This window comes from Aeromonas sobria, from assembly GCF_050266975.1.
Taxonomy (GTDB): Bacteria; Pseudomonadota; Gammaproteobacteria; order Enterobacterales; family Aeromonadaceae; genus Aeromonas; species Aeromonas sobria_B.
In genome coordinates this window covers 40922-57888 of sequence record NZ_JBKISU010000005.1, presented here as the reverse complement: position 1 = coordinate 57888, position 16967 = coordinate 40922, and the positions used below count along the sequence as shown (strand labels likewise).

The window sequence follows — 16967 nt, the reverse complement described above, 5'->3', positions numbered from 1 at the left end:
TTCCTATGCTCGCCCCTCCTCGGGCGAACGCCTTCCATTGTTTCTCATGCCCGTCCCTGGTCAAGGACGGGCCTCTTTCGTTGTTTCCTGTGCTCGACGTCTCAAAGAGGGATGCCCGGCGGCGCACGCCGGGCATCCCTCAGGTGTGCCGACTCAGGGTTGGCGCACCGCCGCGGGGGCCGTCATCCCCAGGGGCTGGCGACGCACCCCCCAGATGATGAGGGCCAGCACCAGCAGGGGCAGCACGGGGTCGAACCAGGTACCGCCTGAGCCGAACAGCAGGTTGAGCAGGGCGACCCCGGTGCCGCCGATGGCCCAGGCGATGGTGGTGGGGATGGACCAGACCACCATCTGCTGCTTGACGTCCGAGATCCCCATCATGCGGTTGACCACCCAGAACAGGCTGTCGTTGAAGTAGCCGAAGAAGAGCGACCCCATGGTGGCGGCCTGGGCGGCCAGCAGCATGTTGACCCCGGGGATCTGGGCCAGTATGGGGGCCGAGATGGAGGCCGCCGTCACCATGGCGACCGTGCCTGAGCCCTGAATGAGGCGCACCAGGGTGGCGACGATGAAGGGGATCAGAATGGGGGAGATGGGCAGCCCCGCAATCTGCTCGGCCAGCTGGTTGCCGGCGCCGCTGTCGCGCAGCACGGCCCCCAGGGCGCCGCCGGCGCCCGTCACCAGCAGTATGATGCCGGCCGATTGCAGTCCCTCCTCGAGGCGCTCGGCGGTGGCGTGTTTGTCCATGTGGGGCACCAGGGTATAGACCGCCAGCAAGACGCTGATGGCCAGTGCTATGATGGGGGTGCCGATAAAGCCTATCCCTTGCACCAGCGGGTTGCCGGCGAGGAACGCCATCCCCTCCATGGCGCTCAGGGTGGTGAGGATCGCCTTGCAGAAGATGAGGACGATGGGCACCAGGATGGGCAGCAGGGAGAGGGTCAGGCTCGGCAGGGGCTTGCCCGCCTTCTCCTTGAGGTACTGCTCATAGCTGGCTTGCAGCTCGTCCGGGGTCTTCATCCCCTGCTGGCCGAATTCCGGGTACTTCTTGTCGAGCCACTGGGCGTAGAGCACGATGCCGATGACGCAGGGTACCGCCAGGCACATGCCGGTCAGCAGCATGGCGCCGATGTCGACCCCGAACAGGCCGGCGACTCCCAGGGGCCCCGGGGTGGGGGGCACCGTATGGTGGGTCACCACCAGGCCGCCCGCCAGGGCCACCCCCAGGGTCAGCAGGGATCGCTTGCCGCTTTTTGCCAGCGCCTTGGCCACGGGGAACAGGATGACGAAGGCGGAATCCACGAAGATGGGGATGCTGACGATATAGCCGGTGATGGCCAGGGCCCACTCCTCACGGCGCTTGCCGAGCCACTTGATGAAGCTGTAGGCGATCTGTTCGGCCGCGCCCGACACCTCCAGCAGGCGACCCATCATGACCCCGAGGCCGATGACGATGCCGATGCTGCCGAGGGTGGAGCCAAAGCCCTGGGTGATGACGGTGAGGGTCTTGTCGATGGTCATGCCGCCGGTGAGTCCGGCGATGCAGGCCGCGGCCAGCATGGCGATCAGGGCGTGGACCCGGGTGCGCAGCACCAGGAAGACCAGGGCAAAGACCGCGATGATGAGCCCAATGATGGGGGTAGGTATATCGATCATGATGCCTCCTGCATGTCATGGGTGATAAAGCTGTCGATGATGTCGGCGAAGGTCCCGTCCGCCACGAAACCAAGCTCACAGGCCCGGCTGTTGTCGATGCGCCCTGGCCAGCTGGCGACGATGCGCTCGATAGCGCCATCCCGGGCCAGGGTGACCCGCTCCCGGGCGGCCTGGCCACCTGCCTGGGTCAGGGTGGTCAGCATCTCCTCGACCGTGACGCTGATGCCGGGCAGGTTGATGCTGCGCCAGCCGGTCGGCGGGCTCAGGGTCGCGGCGGTGAGGAAGTTCGCCACCACTGTGGCCGGACTCGACAGCCAGAGCCGCAGGGCCGGATCGACCGGGCAGTGGGTCGTCTCCCCCTGCAGCGGCTCGCGGATGATGCTGCTGACAAACGACGAGGCGGCGCGGTTGGGCTTGCCCGGCCGCACGCAGATGGTGGGCAGACGCAGCACCAGGCCATCCACATAGCCCTTGCGGCTGTAGTCGTTGACCAGGATCTCCCCCATGGCTTTCTGGGCGCCATAGGAAGAGGTCGGGGTGAGCGCCGTGCCGTCGTCCACCTGCTCGGGCAGGGGGCCGCCGTACACCGCGAGCGAGCTGGTGAAGATGAAGCGGATGCCGGGGCGGGCGTGGCGGCACGCCTCCAGCAGGGTGCGGGTGGTGTCCAGGTTGACACGCCAGCCGAGATCGAAATCCTGCTCGGCGTGGCTGCTGACGATGGCGGCCAGGTGATAGACGATCCCCGTCTCCCTGGTGATCAGGGTCTCGGCCACCCCGGGGGCGGTGAGATCCTTTTGCAGGCAGCGCACCCTGGGGTCGGGCTGCGGGCTCATCGGCATCTGTATGTCCACCAGCAGCAGTTCGCTGAAGGGGAGGGGTCCTTGCAACAGGGCGCGGGCCAGGCGTTGGCCGAGAAAGCCGCCGCCCCCCGTGATGATGATCTGCATCTTGTTATCCTCAGACTCGTTCGTGTGTAGGGTCATGCTTGTTATGGGTTATCGGGACTGCCATTGCGCCAGCCAGCCGAGACCTGCCTGGGTGCCGGCGCTGGGGTGGTACTCGCAGCCTATCCAGCCCTGGTAGCCGGCCCGGGCCAGGGCCTCGAACAGGTGGGGGTAGTGGATTTCACCGCGATCCGGTTCGTGGCGATCCGGCACCGAGGCTATCTGGACATGGCCGATGGCCGGGCCCAGGGTGGCGATGAGACGGGTGAGATCCCCGTCCATGATCTGGGCGTGGTAGAGATCGAGCTGGACTGCGACATTCGGCCTGTCTATCTCCTGCACCAGGGCCAGGGCATCGCGCTGGTGGGCCAGGAAGTAGCCGGGCACGTCCCGGTTGTTGAGGGGTTCGAGCAGCACCTTGATGCCGTCCGCGGCGAGAAAGTCGGCGGCGAAGCGGATGTTCTCCACCAGGGTCTGGCGGTGGGCCGCCAGGCTATGAGCCGGGTCGACGATGCCGCTCATGGCGTGCACCTTGGTGCAACCGAGCGCCAGGGCGTATTCGCGCACCTTCGGCAGCTGGGCGCGAAACTCCGCTTCCCGACCCGGGATGGCGGCCATGCCGCGCTCACCGGCCGCCCAGTCTCCGGGGGGCATGTTGAACAGGGCCTGGGAGAGGCCGTGCTCCCGCAGCTGACGGGCCAGTTCGGCGGCCGGCCACTCGTAGGGGAAGAGACACTCCACCGCCTCGAAACCGGCGGCGCGGGCCGCGGCGAAGCGTTCGATAAAGGGCAGTTCGGTAAACAGCATGGTCAGGTTGGCGGCAAACTTGCTCATGGCTTCATGTTCCTCAATTGGGCAATGTCGGTTTCGCTCAGGTAGCGGATGGGCTGGCCATGGAGCAGCAGGGCCAGGCGGGCCGTCTCCTCCAGCTCTTCCATGTTGTTGACCGCCTCCACCAGGTTCTTGCCCATCACCACGGGGCCGTGGTTGGCGAGGAGGAAGGCGCCTGCGTCCAGGGCGCGGCGGCCCAGCTCCTCGGCGATGCGCTCATCCCCCGGCCGGTAGTAGGGGATGAGGGGCAGGCTGCCGACCCGCATCACGTAGTAGGGGGTGAAGGGGCGGATCACGTTGGCCGGGTTCAGCCCATCCAGGCAGGAGAGGGCGGTCAGGTGGGTGCAGTGCAGGTGCACCACCGCCTGGCAATCGGGGTTGTTGTGGTAGAGGGCGAGGTGGAAGGCCACCTCCTTGGAGGGGCGATCCCCCCCCAGGTGCTCGCCGCTCATGCTCACGCGGGAGAGGCTCTGGGCGCTGAGCCTGCCGAGGCAGGAGCCGGTGGGGGTGGCGATCAGGGTGCCGTCGGGGAGGCGGGCGGAGAGATTGCCCGCGCCGCCGGTGGCATAGCCTCGCGCAAACAGGGAGGCCCCCAGCATCACCATGGTGTCGCGCAGTGCCTGTTCAGTCATGGAATGCCTCCTGGGCGGTGGAGAAGAAGTGTTCGTCGCCAAAATTGCCGGACTTGAGCGCCAGGGAGAGGGGCCTGTCCGTGGCCCGCACCCAGGGCACCCCGGGGGCTATCTGGGGACCTATGTGGAAGGCATTGATGGCCAGGGCCTGGGTGACCCGGCTCGAGGTCTCGCCCCCGGCGACGATGAGCCGGCTCACGCCCGCCGCCACCAGCAGGCGGGCCACGGCGGCGAAGCAGGCTTCCACCGCCTCGCTCGCAGCCTGCACCCCGTACTGGCGCTGGATCTCACTTAAGGCCTCGGGGGCCGTGGTGGCGTAGAGCAATGGGGCCGGGCCCTCCCCCTGGCCGAGCAGCCAGTCGGCGAGGCGGGCCGGGTAGTCCGGTTCGGTGAGGCAGGCCTCCACCGACAGGGCCAGGCTCGGCGCCAGCGTGCGATAGTGGGCTACCTGACGGTTGGTCATCTGGGAGCAGGAGCCGGACAGGATGGCGCAGGGGCCGGGCACGGGGCGACCGGCGGCCCGGGCCGCCAGGGGCTGACCCCGGCTCAGCTGGCGGGCCAGGCCGATGGCGAGGCCGGAGCCGCCGGTGACCAGGGGCCAGTCGCGCACGGCGGCGGCGATATCCAGCAGGTGCTGCTCGGTCAGGGTGTCGACCACGGCGTAGCGATAGCCATCATCCCTGAGGCGGGTCAGGGCGGCGGCGATGGCCTCTGGCCCGGCCGCAATGGTGTTCAGTGGCACCAGGCCGGTGCGCCCGCGCCCCTGGCCATCCATCAGCCGCAGCAGGTTGCTGTCGGTCATGGGGGTGAGGGGGTGGTGGCGCATGCCGGATTCGGCCAGGGGCTGGGGCCCGACGAACAGGTTGCCCTGATAGACGGTGCGGCCATTGACCGGCAGCGCGGGGCAGATCAGGGTGAAGTCGTGGCCCAGGGCCGCCAGCAGGGCATCGGCCACCGGCCCTATGTTGCCCTGGGGCGTGCTGTCGAAGGTGGAGCAGTATTTTTGATAGATGCGATCGCAACCCTGTTCCCGCAGCCAGGCGAGGGCGGCGAGGGAATCCGCCACCGCCTGTTCGGCTGGGCAGGATCGGCTCTTGAGGCTCACCACCAGGGCATCCGCCCGAGGCAGATCCCCCCCGCTCGGCACCCCGGCCAGTTGCAGGGTGGAGAGACCGTTCTCCACCAGGAAGCCGGCGATGTCGGTGGCGCCGGTGAAATCGTCCGCTATGACCCCGAGTCTCATTGTGCGTCTCCCGGCAGCTGGATCCCGGCATAGGCCTTGATGACGGCGCTGTCGTCCTCCTGGCCGTGGCCGGCGTTGCTGGCGCTGAGGAACTGGTTCAGGGCGGCGCTCGCCAGGGGCAGCGGGAAGTTCAGGGCCCGGGCCGTGTCGGCCACCAGGTTGAGATCCTTGACGAAGATGTCCACCGCGGAGCGGGGGCGGTAGTCGCCGTCGATGACCCTGGGCATGCGGTTTTCAAACATCCAGGAGTTGCCGGCGGCCTGGGTGACCACCTCGTACATGAGATCGAGCGGCACCCCGGCGCGGCTCGCCAGCGCCATGGCCTCGGCGGCCACCGCGATGTGCACTCCCGCCAGCAGCTGGTGGATGATCTTGACCGTGCTGCCCTGGCCCGGTTGTTCGCCGATGACGAAGACCCGGCCCGCCACCGCATCGAGCACGGGTTGCAGCCGCTCGAAGGCGGCCCTGGCGCCCGAGGCCATCACCACCATCTCCCCCGCCTCGGCCTTGACCGCGCCGCCGGAGACGGGGGCATCGAGCACCAGCAGACTCAGGGCGGCGAGCTCGGCGGCGATGGCTTTCGCCTCCTCGCTGGCGATGGTGGCGCTGATCATCACGGCCGTGCCGGGCCTGAGGCGGCGGGCCAGCCCCTCTTCGCCGAGCAGGATGCGGCGCACCTGGGCGGCATTGACCACCAGCAGCAGCACGGCATCGAGCCGGTCGGCGATGGCGTGGGCATGGGTGCCGACACTGGCGGCGCCGGCGGCGGCGAGCCGCTCGCGGGCGGCGGGGGCCAGGTCTATGCCATGGGTCTGCAACCCGGCCCGCAGGCAGGAGAGGGCGGCGCCCATGCCCATGGCGCCAAGGCCGATGACGGCAACCTGATAAGGATGAGACATGCTGAGTTCCTCTATGAGACGACGTATGGGCTCATAGTAGGGGCTAATGGCGGTGAAATATCGGGCGCAAATCACAAAAATTAACTCACTGTCTGTTATTTTTTGTGATTTGGTTCAGTTGGGCCCTTTCGATGGCGCAAATGGTGGGGCTTTTTTGTGAGTTAATGTTAACTTCAGTGACTGTGATGAAGTTTTATCATTTTTTACCATGCCGTTGGGCTAGAATGGCGACGCCACTGACAGGAGGAGGCCCCATGATCCCCATAGAACGACAGCAACAGATATTGCACCTGCTGGCCGAGCGCGGCGTGGTCAGCATACTGGAGCTCACCGAGCGGCTCGATGTTTCCCACATGACGGTGCGTCGGGATATCCAGAAGCTGGAGCAGCAGGGGCGGGTGCTGTCGGTCTCCGGCGGGGTCAGCCTGGCCGAGCGCATCACCAGCGAGCCTTCCCACGCCGCCAAGCGCAGCCTGATGCAGGAGGCCAAGCTGGCCATCGCCCGCCTGGCCGCGGAGCAGGTGACGGCGGGCAGCACCGTCTATCTGGATGCGGGCACTACCTCCCTGGAGCTGGCTCGGGAGCTGGCGCTGCGCGACGACCTCATGATAGTGACCAACGACTTCATGGTGTGTGCCTACCTGATCGAGCATGGCCTGGGCCGGCTCTATCACACCGGCGGCATGGTGATCCGCGACAACCAGTCCTGCGCCGGGGAGGCGACGGCCCACTTCCTGCGCAACCTGCATCTGGATATCGCCTTCCTCTCCTCCTCCTCCTGGGATGGCCATGGCATCTCCACCCCGAACGAGGAGAAGGTGCCGGTCAAGCGGGCCGTGGTGGACGCCGCCTCGACCCGCATCCTCATCTGCGACTCGTCCAAATATGGCAAGGTGGGCACCTTCAAGGTGGTGGGCTGGGAGGCTGTCGATCGGGTGATCAGCGATGACAGGCTCGCCCAGAACGCCAGGGAGATGCTGGCCCAGCACGGGGTTCAGCTCTCCCTGGTGCCCCTGACCCCGGCTCAGGCCAGCGCGTAGCGCCCCTTGCCGGCGGCCTTGGCGCGGTACATGGCGCCATCGGCCTGATTGAGCAGGGCATCCAGGGTCATCTCCCGACCCGGCGGGCACAGGGCCGCCCCTATGCTGCAGGTCAGGCGCAGGTGCTGGCCCGCCAGTTCCCGCTCCATGGCGAGATCCGCCAGCAGCCGCTCGCACACCAGGCTCACTTCCCTGTGGGGATCCCCGAGATCCGGCAGCAGCAGGGTAAATTCATCCCCCGCCAGGCGCGCCACCATGTCCCCCGGCCGCACGCAGGCCTGCAGCCGCTCGGCGAAGTAGCGCAGCACCTTGTCGCCAAAGTCGTGACCCAGGCTGTCGTTGAGCTGCTTGAAGCCATCGAGATCGATAAACAGCAGGGCCAGGTGGCCGCGGCCCTGGCGGGTGCGCGCCAGCTCGCGTTCGAGACGCAGGCTGAAGGCGCGCCGGTTGGGCAGGCCGGTGAGGGCATCGTGGGCCGCCTCGTGCTCGAGGCGCCGTTGCAACTCGGTCAGCTCGCTGATGTCGGTGGCCAGTATGTAGAGGCCGGTGCCGGGCTCCGGGTTGGGCACATAGTGGGAGTGCACCATGCGCTCCCCCTGCAGGGTGTCAAACGGCGTGTCGAAGGCGAGCTCCTCCCCGGCCAGGGCCCGGGCCAGGTGGGGGGCCGCGACCCGGTAGGCCTTGGGGCCGATGAGATCCGCCACCGTCATGGTATAGAGCTGCTCGCTGCTCACCCCGAACCACTCCTGATAGGCGCGGTTGGCGTAGAGATAGCGCTGCTGCGGGTTGATCTGGGCGATCAGGGCCGGCATGTTGTCGGCGATGGCCTTGAGCCGGCTCTTGCTCTGCTTGAGCTGCTGGGCCACGCTGCGCCGGGCCGAGATGTCATGGATGAAGGCGAAGCGGCTCGGCCGCCCCCCATGCTGGCTCGACTCGGCCACCACCTCCGCCTGGACGAGGCGCCCGTCCCGGTCGCGAATGTCCACCTCCTGGCGCCTGGGCTGGGGATCCTGGCCCAGCAACAGCTGGCAGAAGGGGGAGTCCGGGTCGAACAGGGCGACGAGGGGCCGGCCCAGCACGGCCTCGGTCTGCCAGCCAAACAGGCTGCTGGCCGCCGGGTTCCAGCCGCAGAGGCTGCCCTGCTCGTTCACCTCGATGAAGGCGGCGCTGCTGTTGTCCAGCATGTTCTGGAAACGGTTCTTCTCTTCCATCAGCCGCGCCTGCGCCTGGGCGCGCTCCGCCATCTCCCTGTCCCGCTCCGCCAGGGCGCGGGAGAGGGCCTGGGTGCGCTCGGCCACCTGCTGCTCCAGCCGGGCCTGCAGCTGGTGCAGTTGCTGCTCCGCCTGCTTGCGATCGTCAATGTCGGTGAACACGGCGATCAGGTGAGTCTGCTGGGGGCTGCGGCCCCGGCACAGGGTGACGCTGAGCTGGACCCAGTGGGGCGTGCCGTCGAGGCGCAGCAGCCGTTTCTCCAGCCGGTAGTTCTGCCGCTCCCCCGCCAGCAGCTGCTCGAACAGCCGCACCTCGGCCGCGAGATCCTCGGCATGGGTCATGGATTGCCAGTCCCGCTCGATGAGCAGGGACTCCGGATAGCCCAGCAGCTGACACAGGCTCTGATTGGCCCGCAGCCAGCGACCGTCCGGGGCCGAGAGGGCCATGCCCACCGAAGACTGGTTGAAGGTGAGTTCGAACAGCTGGCTGTAGCAAGCCGGGCTCCCGGGGACGCTTTGCAACATGCACACGAGCTGGCGGGCGAAGCCGTCCAGGTCCTGGCGCTCCCAGGGGGTGAAGTCATGGCTGCCGGGCAGCAGGAGCGCGAACCAGCCGAGGGGGCGGCCCTCGCCGCCGGTGAGGGGGACCAGGGCGCAGGCCCCCGGGATGCCGGTGTCAGGGGAGGAGGGGAGGCCAGATATTGGCGGCCGATCCCGATAAAAATGGGCCCCAGCCCCCACCCGGCTGGCGAGGCCGAGGAGGGCGGCCTGCTCCCCCGGCGTCAACCCGAAGGCGGCGGGGGCCATGGGGGCGGCGGGCACGATCAGCACCCGGGCACCCGGGAAGTGGCGACCCATCAGGGCGGCGAAGGAGACAAGGTCGGGGGCCGGGCCGGGAAGAGGGTCAAGAGCGGGCTGAGGGGGCATAAAGGGTCTCTGTGGGGATCCTGCGCAATTTAGGGTCGGCCGGGATCGAGCTGATGGGGTCGAGCATAAGGAGCAGGAAAAACCTTATTACAGAGCGGCGCGGCGAGCCACTGCTTTATGGGGGCGAAGGGCCGGGGGCACCCGGCCCGGGGTCACTTGTCGGCGCTCTTTTGGATCGTCTCGCCGACTTTTTCGACATCCTTGCCCACGCCGCTCATGGTGTTGCAGGCGATCAGCAGGCCGCAGCAGAGGAAAATGGTCAGGGTCTTGAGGGATCTCATGGTCTTGCTCCTTGTGACACTCCGGGATACGGGCCCTCTCAGTTTAGTCGAGAGGTCGAGGCGTCAGCCGCAACAGCTTGCCCGATCCGCTGTCGGTGAGCAGATAGAGGGCACCATCGGGTCCCTCCTTGACGGTGCGGATCCGCTCCCCCCGCTCCCCGAGCAGGGTGCGTTCGCCGACGATGGCGTCGCCGGCCAGGGTCAGCTCCCGCAGTGACTGGCCGCGCAGGGCGCCGACAAACAGCTTGTCCCGCCACTGGGGGTAGCGAGCCCCGGAGTGAAACACCATGCCGGAGGGGGCGATGGAGGGCACCCAGACCTTGAGGGGGGCGACCAGCCCCGGCGCCGATGCCCCCTCGCCAATCTTGCCGCCGCCATACTCCTCGCCGAAGCTGACCCTGGGCCAGCCGTAGTTTTGCCCTCCCAGGATGAGATTGACCTCGTCCCCGCCCTGGGGACCGTGTTCATGGGTCCAGAACTGGTTGGCCAGCGGCCGCCAGGCCGCTCCCTGCATGTTGCGATGGCCCAGGCTCCAGATCTCGGGCAGGGCCCCCGGGGTGTGGCGAAAAGGGTTGTCCGTCGGCACGCTGCCATCCCGGTTCAGGCGCACCGTCTTGCCGATGTGGTTGTCCAGGCGCTGGGCCAGGTCGCGCTGGTGGTAGCGATCCCCCAGGGTGATATAGAGCAGGCCATCGCTCCCCAGCACCAGGCGCGAGCCAAAATGGGCGCCGCCCGACACCTTTGGTCGCTGGCTGAACAGGGGTTGCAGGGAGATGAGGCGATCGTCTTGCAGCCTGGCCCGGGCGACGGCGGTGCTGCTGCCCCCCGGGCCGGGCTCGCTGTAGCTGAAATAGAGCCAGCCCTCGTCATCCAGGGCCAGATCGAGCAGGCCCCCCTGGCCCTGGGCCGCTATCTCGGGCAGGCCGGTCACGGCATGGCGCCGGCCGTCGGCCCCCAGGCGCAGCAGGCGGCCGGGGCGCTCGCTCACCAGCAGATCGCCGCCGGGCAGGAACACCAGCCCCCAGGGGTGGGCCAGGTCCCGGTGCAGCAGGCTGACGTGGAGGGGACTGGCCCCGGGCAGGGGGGCCAGGGTGAGGCAGAGCAGGAGGCAGAGGATGAGACGCGGCACCATGGGGTACTCCGGGTGAAGGATGACACCGGCCAAGTATAGTGGCCGGCTCCTCGGTGCCGCGTCCAGGGGGCGGTGCGTCAGCTGGCCAGCTGGGCCTCCCAGCAGGGCGCGGGGGCCGAGGCAAGGTGGCGACGGCGTGCCGAGACCGCCTCGGCCAGCAGGGCGAGCAGGCTCAGGCTGTCATCCCAGCCGAGGCAGGCATCGGTGACCGACTGGCCATAGGTGAGGGCGCCGAGGGGCGCGGGGGCCTGAGCGCCCTCCACCAGGAAGCTCTCGACCATGACGGCGGCGATGGCCTGGCTGCCCTGGGTCAGTTGCTGGGCGAGGGACTCGGCGACCCTGAGCTGGTTCTTGTGCTGCTTCTGGCTGTTGCCGTGGCTGCAATCGACCATGAGCCGGGGGGCCAGCCCCTGACCGCGCAGGCGCTGCGCCGCCGCGTCCACATCGGCCGCATGGTAATTGGGGCTGGTGCCGCCGCGAAGGATGATGTGGCCGGCCCCGTTGCCCTGGCTCTGGACCACCACCATGCCCCCCTCGCTGCCCGGCGTGGTGAACAGGTGGGGGGCCCGGCTCGCCTGGATGGCATCCAGGGCGACCCGGACGTTGCCATCGGTGCCGTTCTTGAAACCGACCGGGCAGGGCAGGGCAGAGGCGAGCTGACGATGAACCTGGGACTCGGTGGTGCGGGCACCGATCGCTCCCCAGCTGATGAGGTCGGCGAGATAGAGGAAGCTGGTGGTGTCGAGAAACTCGGTGGCGGTGGCCAGGCCCAGCTCGCCAATGTCGAGTAGCAGCTGGCGTGCCAGGCGCAGACCCAGGGCGAGGTCATGGCTGCCATCCAGGTGAGGGTCGAACACCAGCCCCTTCCAGCCCACAGTGGTGCGCGGCTTCTCGAAGTAGGCCCGCATCACGATCTGCAGCCGATCCTGGTACTGAGCGGCCAGGGGGGCCAGGCGCCTGGCATAGTCGAGGGCCGCCTGGGGATCGTGCAGGGAGCAGGGGCCTATCACCACCAGCAGGCGATCATCTTCCCCACCCAGAATGTCGCTGGCCTGCTGACGATGTTGTGCAATCCGGGTCTGCAACTGGGCAGGACAGGGTTGCTGTGCCAGCAGATCTGCCGGGGTGGGGAGCGTCGTCACCGTGGCGGCGCGCATGACCGAATTCAAGACTGCCATCTGGATTACCTTGTGAGGGAATGGAGGCGATGGGGCCGATGCCGAGGTGGCATCCGTCGGTGGGCCTTTCCATCGCAGTTGTTGAGAGTGATTATCATTATCTTGTTTTGCCCGTGACTTGCAAGCACTAACGGGAAGGGCAGGGAGGGGGAGAGACAAACGGAAAGGGCCCGGGCATGGCTGCCACGGGCCCGGACGGGGCAGGGGGAGATCAGCTGTCCATCACGTCGTGGCGGGCGTGGTGATAGGCCTCTTCATCCTTGCCATGGCGCCAGTAGGGGACGGCGTAGACGCGGCTGCGGTCCACCTCCAGGGTGCGCCTGACATGGCGGCGCATGGGGACCACCAGCCCCTCCTCGCCACCGAACCAGAAGTAGCTGTTGTCGCCGCTCATGGGCTGGCTGGTGAGATGGCTGATCAGGGGCTCCGTCTGCTGCGGGCTGCCGACAAACCAGCGCAGCTCGACCCCGGCCGGCAGCGGGATGTCCAGCATGTCTTGCTCATGGGGCACCAGCAGGGCTATGTGGCCCCTGGCCTGGGGCGCCATCACCTCGGCCATGGCGCAGATGGCGGGCAGGGAGGTGAGATCCCCCACCATGTAGTAGTGGTCGGCCGCCTGCAGCATGGGGTTGGGGCCACCGGGACCCGAGATGGCGAGCCTGTCCCCCGGCTTGGCATTGAGGGCGAAGCGGCTGGCCGGCCCCGTCTCGCCATGGAGCGCGAAGTCGATATCCAGCTCCAGGGCCTCGGGGCGAAAGGCGCGAATGGTGAAGGTGCGCATGATGGGTCGCTGGCTCGGATCCTCCCAGCGCGGCCCCTGGGGAGTGGGGGTGGGCAGGACGGCATGGGCCTGGCCCGGCTGCGGCAGCATGATCTTGATATGGGCGCCGCCACAGGTGAAGGGGTAGTCGGCAAGGTCGGGGCCGGTCAGGCAGATGCGGCGCAGGTGAGGGGTGAGATCCTGAACCCGCTTGACGCTGAGCAGACGGGGACGATTGACGGGGGCGGGCTGGGACATGGACGGACTCCTGGCTGACGATGGCGGTCATTATCCGATAAATGCAAATAATTATCAATTGCCGGCCCTTAGTGGTATTCATATGGTTCCGATTTGGCGTGTTCGCCACTGGCCTCAGTGACGGGAAAGCCCCAGCCACCGGCCGTCCTGACGATGGCGGCGACGCTCTCCGATAAATGCAAATAATTATCAATTGCCAGTCATAAGTTGGTTCTCATATGATGCCCAAGTATCACCCAGGACACTGGCCTCCGGGGCTGCAAGCCTCAGCCACCGCCCGCCCTGACGATGGCGGCGACGCTCTCCGATAAATGCAAATAATGATCAATTGCCAGTCCTGAGTGGGTATTCATATGATCCCTTATCATCACCCAGGTCACTGGCCTCCGGGGCGGCAAGCCTCAGCCACCGCCCGCCCTGACTGACGATGGCGGCGACTCTCCGATAAATGCAAATAATGATCAATTGCCAGCCCTGGGTTGGTATTCATATGATCCCTTATCATCACCCAGGCCACTGGCCTCCGGGGCGGCAAGCCTCAGCCACCGCCCGCCCTGACTGATGATGGCGGCGACGCTCTCCGATAAAGGCAAATACTGATCAATTGCCAGTCCTGGCTGGGTATTCATATGATCCCTTATCATCACCCAGGCCATTGGCCTCTGGGGCGGCAAGCCTCAGTCATCGGCTGTCGCAACCCGAGTCCCGGGGCGGGGACCACTCCCGCCCCATGGGGTGGCAGTGCCCTGCATTCTGGCCGATACCCACATAAAGGCTCCCGTTTTGTCCCATGCAAATTCCATTGACCCGGGGATTTCAAAGCGAGTATTTTAGCGCCGCACAATAGTGGACTGATAATAGTTATCATTTATAGTCTTATTCGATGGGTGTGAAATGGATACTCAAGTGATGGAAACCCGCGCGCCGGTTCAGGCTGCGCCCCCCGACGTCCTGTTCACGTCGAGCCAGGGAGAGATCCGGGCCAATGATCTGGGCCAGCCGATCCGAACGCCAGCCAGCGAATGGCCCCTGCTGGAGCGGCAGATAGCGGATGCGCTGGCGGCGGCCAGGGCCGCGGGCCAGGCCAACCCCCTGCTTATCGGCGCCTTCGCCTTCGACCCCTCAGAACCCTCCTGCCTCTATGTGCCCGGCCAGGTTGAGCGCAGCGAACGCCGCCAGCGCGAACCCGGCCCCCAGGCCTCGAACCAGGCCATCTCGGTGCAGAGCACCCCGGCCGCCAGCGAATTCAAGGCCTCGGTCAGCGCGGCGCTGGAGGCGTTCGCCCAAGGTCGCCTCGCCAAGGTGGTGCTGTCGCGCAAGCTCTCCCTCACCCTGCACCAGCCCGCCGACCCCGAGCAGGTGCTGGCCCGGCTGATGGCCCAGAACCCCCATGCCTTCCACTTCTCCCTGCCCCTCGATGGAACGCGCCGATTGCTTGGCGCCAGCCCGGAGCTGCTGTTGCGGGTCAGCGGGGGAGAGGTGTTCACCCACCCCCTGGCGGGCTCCGCCAGGCGGGCGGGCGAGCCGCAGCAGGACGAGGCGGTGGCCCGGGATCTGCTGGCGTCCCGCAAGGATCAGCATGAGCACAAGTTGGTGATCGACGAGATCCGCCGGGTGCTGACCCCCCATTGCCGCGAGCTGGCGATCCCGTCCAGCCCCAGTCTGATGAGCACGGATACCCTCTGGCATCTGGGCACCCCCATCGCCGGTCGCCTCAATGGCGGTGAGGCGTCGGTGCTGTCCCTTGCCTGCCAGCTCCATCCCACCCCGGCCCTGTGCGGCTATCCCACGGATATCGCCCGCCAGTTCATCCGCGAGCAGGAACCCTTCCGGCGCGCCCTGTTCAGCGGCATCGTCGGCTGGTGTGACAGTCAGGGCAATGGGGAGTGGGCCGTGGTGATCCGCTGCGGGGTGCTCGATGGTCATCGGGTGGAGCTGTTTGCCGGCGCCGGCATCGTCGCGGGCTCGGATCCCGCCATGGAGTGGGCCGAGACCGGCACCAAGCTGGGCACCATGCTCAAAGCCCTAGGATTGGATCTGGAGGTGGCGCAATGAGCCTGCATCAATACCTGGGCTGGCCGAGCGGGCAGCCGAATCTCAAAGCCCTGGGCCTGGATTTGGAGGTGGCGCAATGAGCCAGCGTCAATACCTGGGCTGGCCGAGCGGGCAGCCGAATCTCAAAGCCCTGGGCCTGGATTTGGAGGTGGCGCAATGAGCCAGCGTCAATATCTGGGCTGGCCGAGTGGGCAGCCGAATCTCAAAGCCCTGGGCCTGGATTTGGAGGTGGCGCAATGACGCAGTCCAACCGCTTCCTGCCCTATACCCGCTGGCCCGAAGCCTTGGCGGAGCAGTACCGCTCCAAGGGCTATTGGCGTGGCGAGCCGCTGACCGCCATGTTGCATCGCCAGTGCAAAGTGGCGCCGGATGCCACCGCCATCCTCTGCGGCGAGCGGCGCTTGAGCTATGGCGAGCTGGACGCCGCCTCCAGCCGGCTGGCCGGGCGTCTGGCCCGCCACGGCCTGGGGGTGGGGGATACCGCACTGGTGCAGCTCCCCAACGTGGCCGAGTTCTATCTGGTCTTCTTCGCCCTGCTCAAAGCGGGCATTGCACCGGTCAACGCGCTCTTTAGCCACAACCGGCTGGAGCTCCTCTCCTATGCCGAGCAGATCACACCGCGCCTCTTTGTCGGCTCGCTGGCTCATCCGTTGTTTGCGAGCAAGGGGCGCGAGAGCGAGTTGCTGGCAACCATCGGTGCCGAGCTGGTGCTGCTCGATGGCGACGCAGGGGCGCTGGGGCTGACCCGCTGGTTGGCGAAGGGGGATGAGAGTGAGCCGGTGAAATCTGGCCCGACCCCGGCGGACGAGGTGGCCTTCTTCCAGCTCTCCGGCGGCAGCACCGGCACCCCCAAGCTCATCCCTCGCACCCACGATGACTACCTGTACAGCGTGCGCCGCAGCAACGAAATTTGTGGCCTCGGCCCGCACACCCGCTATCTGTGCGCCCTGCCGGCGCCCCACAACTTCCCCCTGAGCTCCCCGGGTGCTTTGGGGGTGTTCGAGGCGGGCGGCACTGTGGTGCTCGCACCCGATCCCAGCCCCATCAGCTGTTTCCCGCTGATCGCCCGCCACCGGGTCAATCTCACCTCGCTGGTGCCGCCGGCGGTCTCCCTCTGGCTGCAGGCCGCGGAAGCGGACCCCACTGCGCGCACTCAGCTCGAGAGCCTCGGCTTGCTGCAAGTGGGTGGCGCCAAGCTGGGGGAGGCGGTGGCCAGCAAGATTGGGCCGCTGCTCGGCTGCCGGCTGCAGCAGGTGTTCGGCATGGCGGAAGGACTGGTCAACTACACCCGGCTGGACGACCCCGACGAGAAGGTCATTCACACCCAGGGCCGCCCCATGAGCCCGGATGACGAGGTGCGTATCCTCGATGAGGCGGGCAATCCGGTCGCCCCGGGCGAGCCTGGCGCCCTGCACACCCGCGGCCCCTATACCTTCCGCGGTTACTACCAGAGCCCGGCCCACAATGCCCGGGTGTTCGATGCCGAGGGCTTCTACTGCTCCGGCGATCTGGTGGTACAGGATGCCGATGGTTACCTCACCGTGGTGGGGCGGCAGAAGGATCAGATCAACCGGGGCGGCGAGAAGATCGCGGCGGAAGAGGTGGAAAACCAGCTGCTGCACCATCCTGCCATCACCCATGTGGCCCTGGTCTCCATGCCCGACAGCGCCATGGGGGAGAAGAGCTGTGCCTTTATCGTCAGCACGGATCCCGCCTTGAAGCCGCTGGCTTTGCGCAAGTTTCTGCGTGAGCGCGGGGTGGCGGACTTCAAGCTGCCCGACCGTTTCGAAGCCCTGGACGCCCTGCCCATGACGGCGGTGGGCAAGATTGACAAGCAGGGGCTGCGGGCACGCATTGCGCACGCCATCGCCGCCAACCAGCCCCTGACAACAGCATAAAACTAAAAGGAATCATGACGTT

14 protein-coding genes are annotated in these 16967 nt (G+C 67.1%); 3 read left to right on the top strand and 11 right to left on the bottom strand.

Annotated features, from left to right (window positions below; all coding sequences use genetic code 11):
* Positions 1–153: 153 nt before the first annotated feature.
* The 6 genes from ACLHZ1_RS04210 to ltnD are packed head-to-tail and all read right to left on the bottom strand — an operon-like array spanning position 154 to position 6205.
* Positions 154–1656 (bottom strand): GntP family permease, encoded by a 1503-nt coding sequence (locus ACLHZ1_RS04210; RefSeq protein WP_427261096.1) that lies wholly within the window; start codon positions 1654–1656, stop codon positions 154–156.
* A complete protein-coding gene (gene denD, locus ACLHZ1_RS04205) occupies positions 1653–2603 on the bottom strand; it encodes a D-erythronate dehydrogenase (RefSeq protein ID WP_427261095.1) in 951 nt (316 codons plus the stop codon). The genes ACLHZ1_RS04210 and denD overlap by 4 nt, the downstream gene beginning before the upstream one ends.
* Before the next feature lie 48 nt (positions 2604–2651).
* Positions 2652–3434 carry a 2-oxo-tetronate isomerase gene (otnI, locus tag ACLHZ1_RS04200; RefSeq protein WP_427261094.1) on the bottom strand — a complete coding sequence of 261 codons (783 nt, stop codon included), beginning with the start codon at positions 3432–3434 and terminating at the stop codon, positions 2652–2654.
* A complete protein-coding gene (locus ACLHZ1_RS04195) occupies positions 3431–4063 on the bottom strand; it encodes an aldolase (protein WP_427261093.1) in 633 nt (210 codons plus the stop codon). Before ACLHZ1_RS04195 ends, otnI begins: the two co-directional genes overlap by 4 nt.
* On the bottom strand, positions 4056–5306 hold the full coding sequence (gene otnK / locus ACLHZ1_RS04190) for a 3-oxo-tetronate kinase (RefSeq protein WP_427261092.1): 1251 nt from the start codon (positions 5304–5306) through the stop codon (positions 4056–4058). Before otnK ends, ACLHZ1_RS04195 begins: the two co-directional genes overlap by 8 nt.
* Positions 5303–6205, bottom strand: coding sequence for an L-threonate dehydrogenase (gene ltnD, locus ACLHZ1_RS04185; RefSeq protein ID WP_427261091.1), 903 nt, complete (start codon positions 6203–6205; stop codon positions 5303–5305). The genes otnK and ltnD overlap by 4 nt, the downstream gene beginning before the upstream one ends.
* Before the next feature lie 254 nt (positions 6206–6459).
* Here ltnD and ACLHZ1_RS04180 point away from each other — a divergent pair, with 254 nt between their 5' ends.
* The gene (locus ACLHZ1_RS04180) at positions 6460–7245 is read left to right on the top strand and encodes a DeoR family transcriptional regulator (protein WP_427261090.1); all 786 of its coding nucleotides are present in this window, start codon (positions 6460–6462) and stop codon (positions 7243–7245) included.
* On the opposite strand, the gene ACLHZ1_RS04175 is transcribed toward ACLHZ1_RS04180, so the two are convergent.
* The 5 genes from ACLHZ1_RS04175 to ACLHZ1_RS04155 all read right to left on the bottom strand — a co-directional run bounded on the left by ACLHZ1_RS04175 (position 7230) and on the right by ACLHZ1_RS04155 (position 12992).
* Positions 7230–9383, bottom strand: a complete 2154-nt coding sequence (locus ACLHZ1_RS04175; protein WP_427261089.1) for a PAS domain S-box protein — start codon at positions 9381–9383, stop codon at positions 7230–7232. The genes ACLHZ1_RS04180 and ACLHZ1_RS04175 overlap by 16 nt on opposite strands.
* 152 nt (positions 9384–9535) lie before the next feature.
* Positions 9536–9664, bottom strand: a complete 129-nt coding sequence (locus tag ACLHZ1_RS04170; RefSeq protein WP_427261088.1) for an entericidin A/B family lipoprotein — start codon at positions 9662–9664, stop codon at positions 9536–9538.
* A gap of 43 nt (positions 9665–9707) precedes the next feature.
* Positions 9708–10796 carry a PQQ-dependent sugar dehydrogenase gene (locus ACLHZ1_RS04165; RefSeq protein ID WP_427261087.1) on the bottom strand — a complete coding sequence of 363 codons (1089 nt, stop codon included), beginning with the start codon at positions 10794–10796 and terminating at the stop codon, positions 9708–9710.
* Positions 10797–10873: 77 nt separating this feature from the next.
* A complete protein-coding gene (locus ACLHZ1_RS04160) occupies positions 10874–11974 on the bottom strand; it encodes a 3-deoxy-7-phosphoheptulonate synthase (RefSeq protein WP_427261086.1) in 1101 nt (366 codons plus the stop codon).
* A 211-nt stretch (positions 11975–12185) separates the two neighbouring features.
* Complete coding sequence (locus tag ACLHZ1_RS04155) at positions 12186–12992, bottom strand: siderophore-interacting protein (RefSeq protein WP_427261085.1); 807 nt, start codon at positions 12990–12992, stop codon at positions 12186–12188.
* Positions 12993–13886: 894 nt separating this feature from the next.
* Between ACLHZ1_RS04155 and ACLHZ1_RS04150 the strand changes: the two genes are divergently transcribed.
* Positions 13887–15047, top strand: a complete 1161-nt coding sequence (locus ACLHZ1_RS04150; RefSeq protein ID WP_427261084.1) for an isochorismate synthase — start codon at positions 13887–13889, stop codon at positions 15045–15047.
* Positions 15048–15283: 236 nt separating this feature from the next.
* Entirely contained in the window at positions 15284–16945 is a 1662-nt protein-coding gene (gene amoE, locus ACLHZ1_RS04145; RefSeq protein WP_427261083.1) for an amonabactin biosynthesis (2,3-dihydroxybenzoyl)adenylate synthase AmoE, read from the top strand.
* Positions 16946–16967: the final 22 nt, after the last annotated feature.